The organism is Dyadobacter sp. BE31 (genome assembly GCF_031457695.1).
In the GTDB taxonomy this organism is placed as follows: Bacteria; Bacteroidota; Bacteroidia; order Cytophagales; family Spirosomataceae; genus Dyadobacter.
On record NZ_JAVDXA010000001.1, the window covers coordinates 1,563,070 to 1,579,480 of the forward strand.

Genomic DNA, 16,411 nt, shown 5'->3' on the forward strand with positions numbered 1-16,411 from the left:
ACCATGAAAAAACTGCTGTTCACTACCTTTTCAATACTTACCACAGTTATTGGCTACGCTCAAAAACCCAAAGAGCTGGTCATTAAAATAGACATCAGAAACAAGGCCCAAAAAATCGACAACTTCGGTGCTGCCGGGGCTTGGTTCACCGAGGGCATTGCCAGGAATTGGCCCACCCAAAACCGCGAGCAAATGGCCGAATGGCTTTTCAGTAAGGAATTCGATGCTAACGGTAGTCCCAAAGGCATCGGACTTTCGGCCTGGCGCTTCAACATCGGCGGTGGTACAGCCGAGCAGGGCGACAGCAGCGGCATTACCGATTTCCGCAAGCGCGTGGAGTGCTTTCTCAGGCCCGATGGCACCTATGACTGGACGAAACAGGCTGGGTATGTTTGGTTTACCAAAAAAGCAAGGGATTACGGCGTCGAAAACCTGATCGCATTCTCCAACACGCCGCCGGTGCAGTTTACGAAGAACGGCCGGGGTTATAAAACAACCAAAGACTACATATCGAACCTCAAACCAGAGCATTACGGCGACTATGCCCGTTTCCTGGCCACGGTTTTGAAGCATTTCGATAAAGAAGGTTTGCATTTCAACTACATCAGCCCCGTGAACGAGCCGCAATGGGACTGGTACCACGCCCCCGGCCAGGGTGCCAAGCAGGAAGGCAGCCCGTGGCGCAACGACGAAATCGCCCACGTAGCCAAATCCCTCGACAGCGCATTGACTGCTACCAGCTCGACCTCTAAAATCCTCCTCACCGAAGCCGCGCAACTCGATTTTCTATACGGAAAAACAGGTAACGCTAGCCAACAAACGCAAGCCTTCTTCGACCCCAAAAGCAAGCTGACCTTAACCGGCCTCCGTAACCTCCCGCGCCTCATCGGCGGCCACAGCTACTTCACCGATAAAGGCGACAGCGCCCGCATCGCCATCCGCCGCCACGTGGCCGACACCACCGCCAAATACGACGTCACCTTCTGGCAAACCGAATACTCCATGCTCGCCGATGGCTACCGCGAAGGCAAAACCGGCCCCATTCCCGCCATCGACTGCGCATTGTTCCTCTGCAAAGTCATCCACGACGACCTCGTATACGGCAACGCCGCCGCCTGGCAGCTCTGGAACAGCTGGGAACCCGGAAATCCTGATTTTGATACCCGCTACTACCTCATCGCCCTCGCGCCCTCGTCACGCGAGTACGTGGATGGCACGATTACCGCTACCAAGAATTTGTGGGCATTAGGGCATTACAGCCGCTTCGTCCGGCCGGGAATGCACCGGCTGAATATCGAGCGGGGCGATAAATTAAGCAAAGAGCAAATAGCGCAGGATCTGATGGTTTCGGCTTATGCGAATGAGAAGCAAATGGTATTGGTGGCTATCAATTATGGGAATGAGGATCGGGTTTTGCGGCCGGAGGTCGGTGGGTTAAAAGTAAAGAATGCGGAGGTTTATCTGACTACCGGGGAGAAGGGGGTTGATATGAAGCGGTCGAAAGTTGGGAACTTGAAGGGCGGGGTGAAGATTCCGAGGCGGGGGATGGTGACGGTGGTGTTGAATAAAAAATAATGTGATCTGTCAATTCAAATATTCTTGATTTTTCAACCAAATATGGCTTTCACTATAAATAATGTTGAAAAAAAATCAAGAACTTTTATATTCAACACAAATATTGCTACCTTTGAATCAGCCTGTTATGCATGAAGGTCGGCCTCACGCCGTTGAGGGGTATCCCTCTGAGTGCACCTACGGGCTTTTTTATTGTACAAGGTTTTCACTTGTCAGCTTGCGTCGTTTACCATAGTGCGCACCTGATTTACCTTTCGGTTGACGGAAATTATCAAAGTCATAAACATCGATGACTTGGCTAATCTTATCGCTGATGAAATCATAAAATCTTGTCTCTCCCTTTTCGAACACTCTCTGAATTGCCCAGCAAAAATAGTCAGCGATATTAAGAATAGGCTCCGAAGTCGGCGCTTGCACATTGAAAACAACCTCACAGTCATTAGCTCCGACCGGATTTCGCATAATTGATCGTTCCACCGATTTATTGAGTCCTTTTTGCAGATTCGCATGTGTAGTACACTTTGACCTTTTCGCAATATTCAGAACTAGCTTATCATATTTATTTAGCTTATTTTTCAGTAAATGCGATAGTAGGTCAGCATAAAATTCTGCTTCGGTCCCGTTATGCTTTCTCTCGTACACAACATACATTTTTCGTGCAACTATGGCTTCGAATCTACAATTAATAGTCTTAATCAATTGAAATGCCATTCTCCTAATTTCCGGAATATCTTCCTTTGCATGAATATAAAAACCACCTTTTGCTTTGCGTTTTTCTATACTGGACACTTGACCAAAATAAGGGTCCTTTTCGATAGCCTCCTGTAAACTCAAAATCTTCTCTCTGACCTTTTCCAGCGGCTCGTTAATTTTTAACATCCCCAAAATAAAGCACTTCGACACACCCTGTTGTCCCACGATGGGCACCTTACCCTTACCATAAAAGGTTGTATCACCAGCTTCATCTAAAAAACGATGGCGCTTAAAAGTAGGTAGTATAATTGTTGACATGTAATATAAAAGTGTGTTAATTCTTGTTTCAAATCATCTCCTCCCGCATCCCAAACTCCCGCATTTTCCGCAACAGCCGCATCAAAATTTCACTATTGTCAATCGCGTACAGCGCATGCTCGCGCGAGATGTTCCATTCGTGTGCAGGTCGCAGGTAATGCAGAAGCATATCATTCAAAACATGTTCTAACTCCACAAGATCAACATCGTCATTCAGGAAATCTTTGAGCAACTTGAATGCCGCGTGATCACGGCGCTGTTGATGAAAATCGGTGTGCATAGCTATCAGGTTGATGATGGAATGCAGCAAAAAACGGTGCCGCACTTGCCGTTGTCCAGCCCAAGAGTAGAGCAATGGAATGTAATCCATTACGGTAGTTACGGCACCGTTCATTGATAGAAATACCATTCACAACCAGTTCATGGCTGTTAACGGAATGTTCGGCAGTAACTCTACTCTTGGATTGGACGGGGTAAACTTAAACCGCTTATTCCTAATTACAAAGCCTAAAACGCTTAAAAAAAATAGGAATGAATAACCGGTCGGTTTCACTTATCAAGCAAGTTGACTTAGCGCTTTCGGACGATTTATCTTTGCATTCCAGACTTCGAAAATGCCTGCGGTGCATGAAGGTCGACCTCGGGTCGTTGAGGGGTATCCCTCTTAGTGTACATGCGGGCATTTTTTTGTAATTTTAATTGATATGAAACCAGAAAAAAGAAATACCACCCTTGTAGATGCCTATGCCTCCATTTTGGGCAATCTGACTCCTGCTGACAAGATAGATCTCATAGCCAAACTGAGCGAGACAAAGGAAATGTCTGCCAAAAAGAAGAAAAATACCTTCCGCAAAGCCTTTGGTGCATTCGTTTCTGACAAATCTGCCGAAGAGATCATCGCTGACATTCGCAGCAGCCGAGTTTCAACCCGCCAAATAGAGCCGCTTTGAACGAATACCTCATTGATACTGACATTGCCATTTACTTCATGAAAGGCAAGTTTAATCTTCAAAGCCGTTTCGAGAAAGTTGCACCTGAGCAATGCTATATTTCCGAAATCACGCTCGCGGAACTGAAATTTGGCGTCGAGAAGAGCGACCGGCCTGAACAGAATCTCAGAGCCTTACATAACTTTCTGAGCGGTGTGCAGATATTACCCATTTTTGATTCCATCGATCTATTTGCCAAAGAAAAGGCCCGGCTACAAAGAATAGGCACACCGCTCGACGACTTTGATCTTTTTATTGGCGTTACCGCCGTCAGACATCAACTGACGATGGTTACCAACAATACCAGACATCTTCAAAAAATCAATAAAATTAGGCTCGAAAACTGGACAATTTAATTACATAGGTGAAGACCTATCAATCCCGTCACAACAAAAAAGGGAACAGCAAAAGCCATCCCCTTCCATCAATATAAAATCAATTACTTACTCAAAGCCGCATTCACATCCAACCTCCCGCCGGTAACCGTCTTGCCAGCCAGCGAAGCCGTAGGTACAGCACTCGACAGAATAGCGTTACGTATCTGCGCGACGGACGCGCCCGGGTGGGTGGATGCGTATAGCGCCACGGCGCCCGTCACGTGCGGGGTAGCCATAGAAGTGCCATTGTAGGATGAGTAGGTGTTATAAGCGGTCGTAGAGTTAATGGCTACGCCTGGCGCGCCGATGTCTACCGTGGTAGCGCCGTATTGCGAGAAGCTGGCAAGGGCGCCGTTTTTATCGATGGCAGCAACGGCAATCACGTTCGGGAGATTGTAGTTGGATGGGTAGCTAGCGGTAACGTCGTTGTTGGTTCCTGAGTTGCCAGCTGCGGCGATGAACATGATTCCCGCATTGTTGGCGCGGGCGATAGCGTCGAAAAGCGCTTGCGAATAGCCTCCGCCACCCCAGGAGTTGTTGCTGGCCACGATATTGATCCCACGGTTTTTCAGACTCGTGAGGTAATCGACAGCCTTCACGGCATCGGCCGTGGTGCCGCCGCGGCGGCCGAGGAATTTGGCTGAAATGAGCTTGATATCCCAGTTTACACCTACAACGCCCTGCCCGTTGGCTTTACCACCGATGGTGCCCGACACGTGGGTACCGTGGTCGTCGAGTGTGCCTTTGGTGCCTCCGTCGTAGATAGACCCATCCTTATTCGCAAAATCCCAGCCATTGGTATCGTCCACAAGTCCGTTGCCGTCGTTATCGATGCCGTCTGTCGGATCGGCAGGGTTAACCCATACCTGGCCTGCCAGATCCTGGTGCGTGAGCTGAATACCCTCATCGATCACGCCCACGTACACCGTCGCTGAGCCGGTGTTTCCTGCCGCCCAGGCTGCCGCCGCATTGCTGCCGTAAGGGCTCGCAGGACTCGTCGACGGGCCGTACATGCCCCAGAGCGATCCGTTTGTGAAGTAGGTGTCCGTCGACATGGCAGTATGCTGGTACAAATAATTGGGTTCGGCGAATTCGACGCCTTCCGCTCCATTGAGCTCGGCAACAGCCTCCAAAACGTTTTTATTGACCTTCACCAACGCCAGGCCCTCTTTCCTACCAGCCCGTTCCATCGCTTTCGTCAGGATCTTCTCCACGGGTTGTCCTTTTACTTTGTCGAAAGCTTTTTGTTTGGCAGCGGCCGATGCGCCTTCTTTAAACTGGATGAGCAATTCCCCTTCCACAAACTCACTTTCGCCGCTTACCCGCAACACGCTGCCGGTAGGGGCCGACGGTGCAGACGACTGATTTTCAACGGAAGTTTCCTGACAACTTGCAATGGTAAAAGAGATGACCACCGAGGCAATCAATGCCTTCGACGTCAGGAAGTTGTACATACTTTTCATAGATCAAATTTTTAAGGTGCGATTGTGATCCAAGGTGCACAAAAATTAGCTTCCGGTAAAGAGCTCAGTACAAACAATTCCAAATAAATTACCAAACAAGACTACCGATCCTCCAAATCACTGTCCAACTCCCACACCTCGTACCGATAATCCGTTTCCTTGTTTTTCGGCTCTTTGGTGGAGATTGCGCGCGTCAACTTCATGTATGTGGGCCAGCCGGATTCCGTATCAACAACCATCGTGACGTAGGTTTCCATTTGCATATCCACGGTGGTAGCTTCCTGCTCGAATTTTTTATCCCTTTTCAGCCCGGATACTTCGCGGGTGGTTTGAAGAAATGCGGCGTAGTCTTTGACAAAATCTTTCATGTCTGCAAATTTCTCGATATCGAACTGCGCTACGCCCATTGTATCGATCGCACTGAGGTACAGATAACAATCGAAACTGATCGGCTTGTTAGTCGCAGGGTGTATCACCGACTCGCGGTAGTTCAGCGTGTCATTAATGCCCGTCGCGTAGCCATGGAGATTATGGAACTGGCTCACAAATGTTTCATACATCGTGCTGAACAACACTTTGCCACTTGCGATTTTTTCCCCGACAGCAGTAATCAGTTTTCGTTCACCCTCACTCTTATCTTTCAATGCGTCCATTTGCTTTTGCCTGACCATCTTCATGATTTGATCGAGCTTGCCTTCCAACTCGACGCGATTGGTATAGGATTTCAGCATACCATTGGCGTCCGTAGTATATCGCAATGCCAAATCCTCGTCCCGTATGTCCAATTGTTCAAGCGGAAGCTCACTGATAGCCTTATTGGTCTTCATCTGCTTGTTTTCCAGCATGGCGAATACCAGGTCATACGAATTGGCGGTAGAATCGGTAACTTCAAACTGCATGATCGCATCCAATACCTTCTTTTCGGAAATGAGACTGTCGTCTTTAAAAACTTTATCGAGCTTATAAGCCCGAAACTTTTTCTTTTCGCCCTTTTTCCAGTAACCCACCACCTGAACAGTCCCGACAGTCGTATCCCTGGAAACCCAGCGCACGTCAGTTATTTCCTGCCCGAAGGCGGCATCTACATAACACAACAAGGCAATTACAAAAGACAGTCTCAACAAAGGTTTCATAAGGAGGTGAGTAAATAAATAATCGGTTACCGAAGCTACGCTTTAAATGTCACTTATTCATGCGAAGCGATTCGTTGTCAAAAATTTTCACAAAAAATTTGCGCAACCCAAAAGTTGCATATATATTTGCAACCATCAAGTTGCATATTTCGATCGTGTATGAAAGGAGATATTTTTCAAGCTATTGCGGATCCGACGAGAAGGGCCATTCTCGTGCTGATCGCGGCGCAGTCCATGACGCCTAATGCCTTGGCGGAGCATTTTGATACTTCCAGGCAGGCGGTTTCGAAGCATATTCAGGTACTCGTCGATTGCGAGCTGCTCACGCAGAACAAGGTCGGGAGGGAGATCCATTATTATTTCAATCCGGTTAAAATGAAAGAGTTCGACCACTGGTTGACACAGTTCAAAAAACACTGGGAAGACCGCTTCAATCAATTAGATCAACTTTTAATCAACCTAAATTCCAATTCAGATGAAAACTAGCTTAGTAATGAATTTTTCGGTAGACAAGGAGAATAACCGTATCAATGTGGAACGGGAATTTGCCGCCCCGGTGGGGAAAGTCTGGGCCGCCTGGACACAGCAAGAGCTGCTCGATCAATGGTGGGCACCACGCCCTTGGAAAGCACGCACCAAATCAATGGACTTCCGCGAAGGTGGCACTTGGCTATACGCTATGGTAGGCCCCGAGGGCGAAGAGCATTGGTCAAAAGCGGATTACCTCTCCATCGATGCGAAAAAAAGCTTTTCGGCAATCGACGCATTTTGTGATGCCGACGGGGAGATCAATAAGGACTTTGCACGCTCTACCTGGACCAATACTTTCACCGAAGCCAACGGCAGCACTACCGTTTCTGTTGTGATTCAATATGACAAATATGAGGACATCGAGCAAATCATGCAGATGGGCTTCAAGGAGGGCTTCACAATGGCGCTTGGTAACCTGGATGAGTTGCTGGAAAAGTAATCAGTGCATTTCATCAACAAACAAATGCCCCCTGAACGGTTGGAACCGTCAGGGGGCATACTATTTCTTTCAGTTGATGTTAGTCTTGCTCCACAGCTGCCACTTCTTTTTTGGCAACCATATAATAAACGGGAATCCCCAATAATACAATGATCAGCCCCGGCCAGGTGTATTCTGGCTTGTAGATGATCAGCAACACGCAGAATGCCACACCCATGATAATGTAAATAATGGGCAGGAATGGATAGCCAAATGCCTTGTATGGCCGTGGAGCGTCGGGACGCTTTTTACGGAGAATGAATATCCCGATGATGGTAAGCATATAAAACACCACCACCACAAAGGAAATCATATCCAGCAGGTTACCATACTTGCCGCTGAGCGCCCACAAGGAGGCGATCACGCATTGCAGCCAAAGGCCTATTTCAGGCACGGCATTCTTGTTCAGTTGCCCTACTTTTTGAAAAAACAGACCATCTTTCGCCATCGAGTAATACACACGAGCGCCTGACATAATCAGTCCGTTATCGCAGCCGAATGTGGAAATCATGATCATTACCGCAATCACGATCGTGCCGGAATTGCCGAAAATGACGTGCGATGCGGTTACAGCTACACGGTCCTTATCGGACGACGCGATTTCTTCGAGAGAGAGCACGCCGGTGTACATCACGTTGGTGAGTACGTAAATGACCGTCACGATAATGGTCCCCAGTGCAAGGCTAAGGCCGATATTGCGTTGCGGATTCTTGATTTCACCGGCAATGAATGTCACGTTATTCCACGAATCACTGCTGAAAATGGAGCCTACCATAGATGCGGCAATGGCGCCGAAAGCGGCAATGGTGGTATACGACTCAATGCTGCCATCCGGAGCAAGTTTGTGCAAATCCCACATGCCTTCGCCCCAGTTGGCGGCCCATACTTCGGGTTTCATGAATATTAATCCGAAAACAATGAGGCCGAGTAAGCTGAGAAGCTTGGTTAATGTAAAGGTGGTCTGAATGATTTTCCCGCTGTTAACACCACGTGTATTCGTAAACGTCAGCACGACAATGACCACAATGGACAGTAGCTGGGCGGGAGTTATTTTAAGAAAACCGAGGTCCAATGCGACCAGGTCTTCACTGAATTGTGGAATGAGATAAGCGGTAAATTTCGCGAATGCCACAGCCACGGCGGCGATCGTGGCGGTTTGGATAACGGTGAAAAAGCTCCAACCGTACAGGAAACCGATGAGCGGGTTGTAAGCCTCTTTGAGATAAATATACTGGCCGCCTGCCTTGGGGAACATGGCGCTGAGCTCGCCGTAGCTTAATGCGGCCGTGAGCGTCATAAAACCGGTGATGAGCCACACGAACATCAGCCAGCCCACACTGCCGGTATTGCGCATGATGTCGGCGCTGACAATAAAAATGCCCGATCCGATCATACTGCCGGCAACGAGCATCGTGGCGTCAACAAGGCCTAGTGAGGGCTTGAAAGAGGTGTTTTCTTGTGGCATAAAGGGTAATAGGTTATTAGGTCAGGTTTTAAACTGTGTAAACTACGAAGTATTTGGACTACTCACAATATCCCCGCCTCGCCACGCGCTAAAATGGCCCCCAAAGTGCCTGTATGGCTGCACCCTTGGACCCGTTTACTGATAGCGCTCCGGATCATATAGAGCCACATCCACTGAAGGCTTCACACGCTCGGCCAACTCGGCTACTATTTTCCCGGTACCCGGTCCGAGGCTGATGCCCATCATACCATGCCCGCCGGCGACAATCAGGTTGCTGAGCTTTTTGGAATAACCCAAATACGGCAGGCCGTCGGGCGAGCAAGGCCGGAAACCATACCAGATGCGGTCCTTTTGCGGAACAGCCACATCGAGTTCAGGATAATACTGCGGGATGGAATTGACAATCCCCTCCACCCTGTTCATATTGATCTGATTGTTCAGCGGCGCAAGCTCCATGGTACCGCCGAAGCGCACCTGCCCGTTCATAGGCGTAACGGCCACGCGGGCTTCGAGAAGCAACGCGGGGTGTACGATCGGATGCGCCGCATTCGGCTCCATGAAAGAGTAACCTTTGCCTGGCATCACCGGGATGGACAACCCTGCTTGCCTGGCCAATTGCGGCAGCCACGAGCCGCCGGTCATCACTACCAAATCGCCTTCGTAGGTTTTAACAGCGGTTTTTACTCTTTTGATTTCCCCGTTTTGAATATCAAACCCGGTTCCCTCCGCGTTTTTGACAATTTCAGCTCCTAGCGCGGTAATGCTTTTGATCAAACCATTCACCAATGCAGTCGGGTACAAATGCGCGTCGCAGCGGTAATGCACTGCGCCGGCCACGTCGAGCTTAATGCCCGGTTCCAATGCCTGCACCTGCTCGCGGTTGAGCATATCGATGTCCAGGCCGAGTTGCTGCCCCTGCTTGCCTACATGAATTTCCTCTTCGCCGGTTTTGTCGGATTTATAGAGCATTAATATGCCCTTTTCTTCCAGCCCAAAATCCAGGCTTTCGTCACGAACGAGATCTTCGTACAGTTTCTTACTCAGCAAATGATAGTCCCGCAAATGCGGTGCGGCACGCTCGACGTTAGCCTCGGTAGCAGCTTTCATGAATTTCAAACCCCACGAAATGAGTGAGAAATCGAGGGACGGTTTTACATAAAAAGGGCTACGACTGTTGAACATCCATTTGATACCCTTCGAAACCATGCCCGGGGCAGCCAGCGGGATAAAATGGCTCGGCACGATCATGCCCGCATTGCCGATGGAGCAATTATCAAACAAATCGCCCTTATCGAGCAACGTCACTTTCCATCCGCTTTTGAGCAAATAATAGGCCGAAGCCAGACCCGAAATCCCGCCACCGATGATGATGGAGCTGCCTTTTTGAACGTTCATTGGAAGCTGAAAGCTATAAGCTGTAAGCCATAAGCCTTAGGCTACATGTTACAGCTGTTTTATTATCGTTTTTTTAATATTGGTATTCTGCTATCAGCTTTACGCGGTAAGCTTTAAGCTGTTTAAATCGGTTCTTTTATTTCTCTACAACCCGCACCAACCGCCCGCTTATAGCTTATAGCTTATAGCTTACAGCCTTTAAATCACCTGAAACCCAAATGCATAAGGATCCTCCTCGTCGTCGATGAAGATGGTATTGTGGCCGGTGATCACGGCCCAGCCTTCGATGCCGGGGATCATGGCGGGTTTGTCACCTATGGTCGTTTCTTCCTCCACCGTACCGATGAATTTGGAGCCGATAATGCTTTCATGCACGAAACGGTCGCCTTTTTTGAGCTTGCCCTTCGCGTGCCACTGCGCCATGCGTGCGGACGTACCCGTGCCGCATGGGGAGCGGTCGATGGCCTTGTCGCCGTAGAATACCGCATTACGCGCCGTGGAAGTAGGGTCTAACGGAGCGCCGGTCCAGAGGAAGTGGCTCAGCCCTTTGATATGCTCGTTTTCGGGGTGAACGAATGTGTATTGCTCGTTCATCCGCTGGCGGCACACGCGGCTCCAACTAATGAGTTGGTCGGCCGTGTGGTTTTCAATGCCTTTGAAATTCTCCTGGGGATCTACGATGGCGTAGAAATTGCCGCCGTACGAAACGTCGACAGTCAATGTACCCAGGTCAGGGCATTCCACGGTCAGTTTTTCCGCTGCGAGGAATGACTTAATGTTAATCAATTTGACGGACTTCACCTTCCGGCCCTCCTGCACATATTCCACCAGTACCAGCCCGGCGGGCGTTTCGAGGCGCAGCTTACCCGGCACTTTTGGAGTTACCAGGCCCTCTTCAATGGCGATCGTAACGGTGCCGATCGTCCCGTGGCCGCACATCGGGAGGCAGCCACTGGTTTCGATGTAGAGTACGCCGATGTCGTTGGCCGGGTCAATGGGCGGGTATAGAATGCTCCCGCTCATCATGTCGTGACCGCGGGGCTCGAACATCAGGCCCTTGCGGATCCAGTCGAATTCCCTCAAAAAATGGAGCCTGCGCTCCATCATGCTGTTGCCCTCGAGGAGCGGCCCGCCACCTGCGACTACGCGTACAGGATTGCCGCAGGTGTGGGCGTCGATACAGAAAAAAGTTTTACGCATAATGTGGCTTTAGGCTTTAAGCTGTATGCTTTAGGCCGGGTATGGTTGGGGCTTTAGGCTATAAGCTTTAAGCCATAAGCTTACTATTTTTTCTATGCAAACTGTGTTCATAGTTTACAGCTTATAGCCTAAAGCTTACAGCCTTTCCCTCGTTATCTCATTATCCACCGTCCGCCAGATTCCTAGCGGGTTGGCGTTTTTCAATTCGTCTGGTAAAAACTCGTCGGGCCAGTTCTGGAAGCTCAACGGGCGGGTAAAACGCTTGATCGCGTCCGGGCCTACCGAAGTAAACTGGCTATTGCTCGACGACGGGAATGGCCCGCCATGGTGCATCGATTTGCACACTTCAACGCCCGTAGGGAAGTTGTTGAAGATAATGCGCCCGCATTTGTTCTGAATGGCAGCTACCAACTCGCGGTGCGAGGCCAGGTCATCGCTTGTCGCCAGCAATGTTGCCGTCAGCTGACCGTGCAATTTTTCGGTTACCGCCAGCATCTCATCCGCATTCCGGCATTTCACGATCAATGCAAACGGCCCGAAAACTTCGGTTTGCAGTTCGTCATTGATCAGGAAGTCGACGCCCGAAACAGTTGCCACCGTAGCCGCACCCTGCCCTTCGGCCGCCTCCGCAGCAGCTACCGCCACCAGCTCCACGCCCGACTGACCAATCACTTTCTCGCGGTTTCCGCGATAGGCAACGGCAATACCCGCATTCAGCATCGGTGCGGGAAGGATATTCACGATCTCCTGGTTCAATGCTTCGATGAAGCCGTCTACGGCAGGGCTATCTTCTGTGATCAGCAGCCCCGGATTAGTGCAGAACTGCCCCACACCCAACGTCAGCGAACCGGCATATTGCTTTGCCAATTCGGCACCCGCAGTGCCCAGTTTGCCGGGCAGCAGGAATACAGGATTAATGCTTCCCATTTCCGCAAATACCGGAATAGGCTCCTTCCGCTTGTTGGCAACCTCTACCAATGCAAGCCCGCCACGGTTAGATCCCGTGAAACCGACCGCCTTGATAACCGGATGCGCAACCAATGCCTGCGCTTCCTCGATGGTATCCGTAAAAATATGGGCAAATGTGCCTTCCGGGAAACCGCTTTTGGCTACTCCACGGCTAATGGCATCCGCCATGATCTGTGAAGTCTTCGGATGGCCGGGGTGTGCTTTTACCACCACCGGGCAGCCTGCTGCAATAGCACTGGCCGTATCTCCGCCCGCCGTTGAAAATGCGAACGGAAAATTGCTCGCGCCAAATACGGCCACAGGGCCTAATCCGACATTCGTTTTGCGGATATCCGGCTTCGGCACGGCACGCTGCGGGTTAGCGGTATCGATGCTCGCGTCGAGCGAATATCCTTTTCCCAATGCATCGGCATAGCTTCTCCATTGGAACACCGTCCTTGCTTTTTCGCCGTTCAAACGTGCTTCGGGCAGGTTGGACTCCGCCATGGCCGTCTGGATCAGCTCGGGACCGAGCGCTTCGATCTCATCGGCGATGGTATTCATCAACGCCACCCGGCGGCGCAATGCATAGGCGTTCATCGCAACGAATGCCTCCTGGGCTTTTTCGAGAATAAGGTCTAAATCGGACAATTTCATAATGAATGGTTTTGACAAAAATGTAACAATCCTGCACAGCGAATCTAACGATGATACGGCGCTTTTTTTGTCAATATTACGGTTATTGGCTGGGTAGAGACCATCCGGATAACAACTTTGCTACAAATCTTGCGGTGCGCTGCACCTTCTGAAAATCACAAGGCGCAGAGCGCCGCGACATTTGTAGGTGCAGCGCACCGGAAGATTTGTGTTACGCAACGTCAACCGTCAAATTCAGATAATCGGGCAATTCAGGCTGTGTGGCAATGGCCTGGTCGATGATCGCGAGCACTTTCTCACGCTCTGCACCGTGAAGCGGCAGACGTGGCGCACGTACGTATTCCGAACCGATACCCATTTTGGCAGCGGCCAGTTTGATGTTTTGAACAAGTTTCGGATGAATATCCAGTTCCAACAACGGCAGGTACCAGCGGTAGATCGCCAATGCCTCTTTGTATTGACCCGCTTTCACGAGATTGAAGATCGCAACGGTTTCTTTTGGGAATGCATCCACCAAGCCACCGATCACGCCGTCGGCACCAAGCATTACTTCTTCCATAATCAGGGTGTCCACTCCGCAGAACACACGGAAACGATCGCCGAATTTATTGAAAAGGCGGGTTACATTGCTCACGTCCCGCGTCGACTCCTTGATCGCGTGGATGTTCGGAACTTTGGCAAGTTCTTCGAACATCGGCAGCGTCACCTCGATTTTATAGTCGTAAGGATTATTATAGATCATGATCGAAAGCGAAACGCTTTCGGCGATGGTCTTAAACCAGGTCACAGTTTCGTCATCATCAGCCTTGTAACGCATCGGAGGCAGGATCATCAGACCGTCGGCGCCAATGCTTTCTGCTTCTTTCGCAATGCTTATCGCTTCGGCTGTCGATTGTTCGGCGATCCCCAACACCACGGGCAGGCCGGCAGGAAGTGCCTGTTTAGCATATTTCACCAGTTCCATTTTCTCGGCGCGGGTGAGCGTACTGGCTTCCCCGAGCGAACCGCCAACGATTACACCGGTAATACCTGCTTCAACCTGCGCTTCGAGGTTCTTGCCGAACAGCTCAAAATCAACCGTATCATCTGATTTGAATGGCGTCACCAACGCTGGGAAAATGCCAGACCATGCTTCTTTGTTCATATCCTGCTTATGTTAAAATTTTAGTCCAAAATTAATCCATGCTGCCATGCGGATATTCACATGTTTTAATCAATTCCTTACATATTTTAACATACTCTCCAAAATCGCCTCAAAGCTTGTTTTCAACAAACACCACTTGCGCCCTGTCCGCCTTTCTGATCTTTTTCAGAAAATCGACCCAGGCCGCAAAATCCTTCGATCCGTAGCGTCCGCCGTTCATTACCACTTTCCTCGCGCAAATGAGCTTGTTGTTCTCATAGGTAGTTTTCAGTTCATAATTGCCAAATGCGGAAGCAATCTGGAATGCGGGCAATGTAGTTTCCAATTTATAGTTGGCCGGAACTTCATATGATATAGTATCAAGATCGGTAAAGTTGTATTCCGAAACCGGCAGGTAGAAATCCGATGAACGCTCGCTCACAGAAGGAAGCTCCAATGGCCGGCTCAGCAGGCTCGGCTTAACAAACAGCCGGGTACCCGTTTTGGTAGCACAGTTGCGCACATTCAATGTCAGCTTTTCCGTCACGGAGGGATCTGGCCCCTGGGTCAGTTCAAAGCGCTGCAAATCGAGGCTGGGCAGGTTAATGTGGTTCAAAAGCCATTTCTTTTGCTCTTCCTTGGACCCGCTGTTGATCACACTCGCGCGGCTCTCGTGCTGCAAGCCGGTATACAGCACCTGCACGTCCACCACGCCGTCGCCCGTCTCGCCGAGCTTCACCATCGCATGGCTGTTCCGCACGTTCTGTCCTGATTTATAGTCTTGCGTACGCACGAGCTTACCGCCGTCGGGCGTCACGAGCAATGCGTAGCGCCCGCCCGTGAAGGAACCCATAAAATTGGGCTTTGTAGTCTGGCTTGTACATTCGAGCCATAATGTATCCTTATCCACCAATGCGCACGCAATGGCGTGGTTAAACTGGTTACTCGGAAAGTCGGATTTAATTTGCTCATCTTTTCCGGCGGCGATCAATGCGGTGTAGCCCTGGATACCAACCGATCGTAATGCAGCAAGCGTGAAATTGGTCAGGGCCTTGCAGTCACCATAGCCGGTATTCGCCACCGTGGTAGCGTCGATCGTCTGCCAGCCGCCGATCCCCAGCTGAATACTCACGTAGCGCGAGCGCGATTGCATCCATTTATATATCAATTCGGCCTTCTCCCGGTCCGACTTGGCCGTTTTCACCACATTCTTGATCTCCGCAAGTGTACCGGCCGGCAGCACATCCCTTCCGGCATTCAGCGAATGGTAAAACTTCCCGAAATCTGCCCAGGTATTGAAATTGCCCCTATAATCCTGCACCTCAAACTCAGAAGGCGCCACAATCATGTGCGGCACACGGTCTTCCTGGGGCAGAGGGTAAAAATCATCCGACTTTCTGACGGCATAATCTTTGAGCGTCCATTGGTACAGATCGCTCCCATCGGCGTCTGTCGACTTCACCACCGCGGGGGCGTCGTTGTATTCCTTATACCTGAATTTAAATCCTGCGGGCGCTTTGATTTTGTAAGTCGAGAGCTCCACCGCCGATTTCTCGTCCGACACGGGCGTCCACCATGGGTACATCATCATGTTACGCTTGCGGGCCTCGTATACGTACTCGATCGTGTAGGGATAGGCATAGCTCTTCTTCCCGAAATTCGCGAGCTTCACACGGGCGTCGCTGATATCGTCACCACCTGAGCCATAGCCGTAATCCTCGATATCGGAGTTACGCAGCTTCTTGACCTGCTTGCCACCCGCATCGTACAGGGTTCCACTGATATCGGAGATCTTCGTGAACTTGTCGTACCGCACGAACAGCGCTCCGTGTTTTTCCTCCCCGGTTTCATTCAAAATCGTGACTACCGTCCTGATCTTCTGAATGGCCTCACCTTGCGATTTGATTTCCCAAATCAGTTCATCCACCCGCACCACAGCATTTGCATCCTTTATTAATGCAGGATTGATTTTATCTACATTAAAATCCGACTGCCCCGAAACACCGAGCGGAAACAGCAGGCACACAGCTATCACGTGCCTGACCGATATTTTTAATTTTTGCATG

Annotated in this window: 15 protein-coding genes; 5 read left to right on the forward strand and 10 right to left on the reverse strand. The window is 50.1% G+C overall.

The annotated features are described in order from the left end of the window. Window positions 1-3: 3 nt before the first annotated feature. A complete protein-coding gene (locus J2Y43_RS06525) occupies window positions 4-1,575 on the forward strand; it encodes a glycoside hydrolase (protein WP_309980733.1) in 1,572 nt (523 codons plus the stop codon). 189 nt (window positions 1,576-1,764) lie between these two features. Here the strand turns inward: J2Y43_RS06525 and J2Y43_RS06530 are convergent, their stop codons facing one another. Beyond that, entirely contained in the window at window positions 1,765-2,586 is an 822-nt protein-coding gene (locus J2Y43_RS06530; RefSeq protein ID WP_309980732.1) for a DUF3800 domain-containing protein, read from the reverse strand. A gap of 28 nt (window positions 2,587-2,614) precedes the next feature. After that, complete coding sequence (locus J2Y43_RS06535) at window positions 2,615-2,995, reverse strand: hypothetical protein (protein WP_309980731.1); 381 nt, start codon at window positions 2,993-2,995, stop codon at window positions 2,615-2,617. A gap of 295 nt (window positions 2,996-3,290) precedes the next feature. Here J2Y43_RS06535 and J2Y43_RS06540 point away from each other — a divergent pair, with 295 nt between their 5' ends. After that, window positions 3,291-3,536, forward strand: coding sequence for a hypothetical protein (locus J2Y43_RS06540; protein WP_309980730.1), 246 nt, complete (start codon window positions 3,291-3,293; stop codon window positions 3,534-3,536). Further along, window positions 3,533-3,931 carry a type II toxin-antitoxin system VapC family toxin gene (locus J2Y43_RS06545; protein WP_309980729.1) on the forward strand — a complete coding sequence of 133 codons (399 nt, stop codon included), beginning with the start codon at window positions 3,533-3,535 and terminating at the stop codon, window positions 3,929-3,931. The genes J2Y43_RS06540 and J2Y43_RS06545 overlap by 4 nt, the downstream gene beginning before the upstream one ends. A gap of 83 nt (window positions 3,932-4,014) precedes the next feature. Here the strand turns inward: J2Y43_RS06545 and J2Y43_RS06550 are convergent, their stop codons facing one another. Together J2Y43_RS06550 and J2Y43_RS06555 are read right to left on the reverse strand one after the other, a co-directional pair. Then, window positions 4,015-5,415, reverse strand: coding sequence for a S8 family peptidase (locus J2Y43_RS06550; protein WP_309980728.1), 1,401 nt, complete (start codon window positions 5,413-5,415; stop codon window positions 4,015-4,017). A 101-nt stretch (window positions 5,416-5,516) separates the two neighbouring features. Beyond that, the gene (locus tag J2Y43_RS06555) at window positions 5,517-6,548 is read right to left on the reverse strand and encodes a hypothetical protein (RefSeq protein WP_309980727.1); all 1,032 of its coding nucleotides are present in this window, start codon (window positions 6,546-6,548) and stop codon (window positions 5,517-5,519) included. A 159-nt stretch (window positions 6,549-6,707) separates the two neighbouring features. Here J2Y43_RS06555 and J2Y43_RS06560 point away from each other — a divergent pair, with 159 nt between their 5' ends. Continuing rightward, window positions 6,708-7,034, forward strand: coding sequence for a metalloregulator ArsR/SmtB family transcription factor (locus J2Y43_RS06560; protein ID WP_309980726.1), 327 nt, complete (start codon window positions 6,708-6,710; stop codon window positions 7,032-7,034). Beyond that, the gene (locus J2Y43_RS06565) at window positions 7,024-7,518 is read left to right on the forward strand and encodes an SRPBCC domain-containing protein (protein ID WP_309980725.1); all 495 of its coding nucleotides are present in this window, start codon (window positions 7,024-7,026) and stop codon (window positions 7,516-7,518) included. Before J2Y43_RS06560 ends, J2Y43_RS06565 begins: the two co-directional genes overlap by 11 nt. 79 nt (window positions 7,519-7,597) lie before the next feature. Here the strand turns inward: J2Y43_RS06565 and J2Y43_RS06570 are convergent, their stop codons facing one another. The 6 genes from J2Y43_RS06570 to J2Y43_RS06595 form a co-directional block, all read right to left on the reverse strand. Continuing rightward, window positions 7,598-9,022 (reverse strand): amino acid permease, encoded by a 1,425-nt coding sequence (locus J2Y43_RS06570; protein WP_309980724.1) that lies wholly within the window; start codon window positions 9,020-9,022, stop codon window positions 7,598-7,600. A gap of 135 nt (window positions 9,023-9,157) precedes the next feature. Further along, on the reverse strand, window positions 9,158-10,417 hold the full coding sequence (locus tag J2Y43_RS06575; protein WP_309980723.1) for an FAD-dependent oxidoreductase: 1,260 nt from the start codon (window positions 10,415-10,417) through the stop codon (window positions 9,158-9,160). Window positions 10,418-10,615: 198 nt separating this feature from the next. Next, the gene (locus J2Y43_RS06580; protein WP_309980722.1) at window positions 10,616-11,617 is read right to left on the reverse strand and encodes a 4-hydroxyproline epimerase; all 1,002 of its coding nucleotides are present in this window, start codon (window positions 11,615-11,617) and stop codon (window positions 10,616-10,618) included. Between the two features lie 135 nt (window positions 11,618-11,752). Beyond that, complete coding sequence (locus J2Y43_RS06585) at window positions 11,753-13,222, reverse strand: aldehyde dehydrogenase (NADP(+)) (RefSeq protein WP_309980721.1); 1,470 nt, start codon at window positions 13,220-13,222, stop codon at window positions 11,753-11,755. A gap of 211 nt (window positions 13,223-13,433) precedes the next feature. After that, entirely contained in the window at window positions 13,434-14,366 is a 933-nt protein-coding gene (locus J2Y43_RS06590) for a dihydrodipicolinate synthase family protein (protein WP_309980720.1), read from the reverse strand. 109 nt (window positions 14,367-14,475) lie between these two features. Next, window positions 14,476-16,410, reverse strand: coding sequence for a DUF3857 domain-containing protein (locus tag J2Y43_RS06595; protein ID WP_309980719.1), 1,935 nt, complete (start codon window positions 16,408-16,410; stop codon window positions 14,476-14,478). Window position 16,411: the final 1 nt, after the last annotated feature.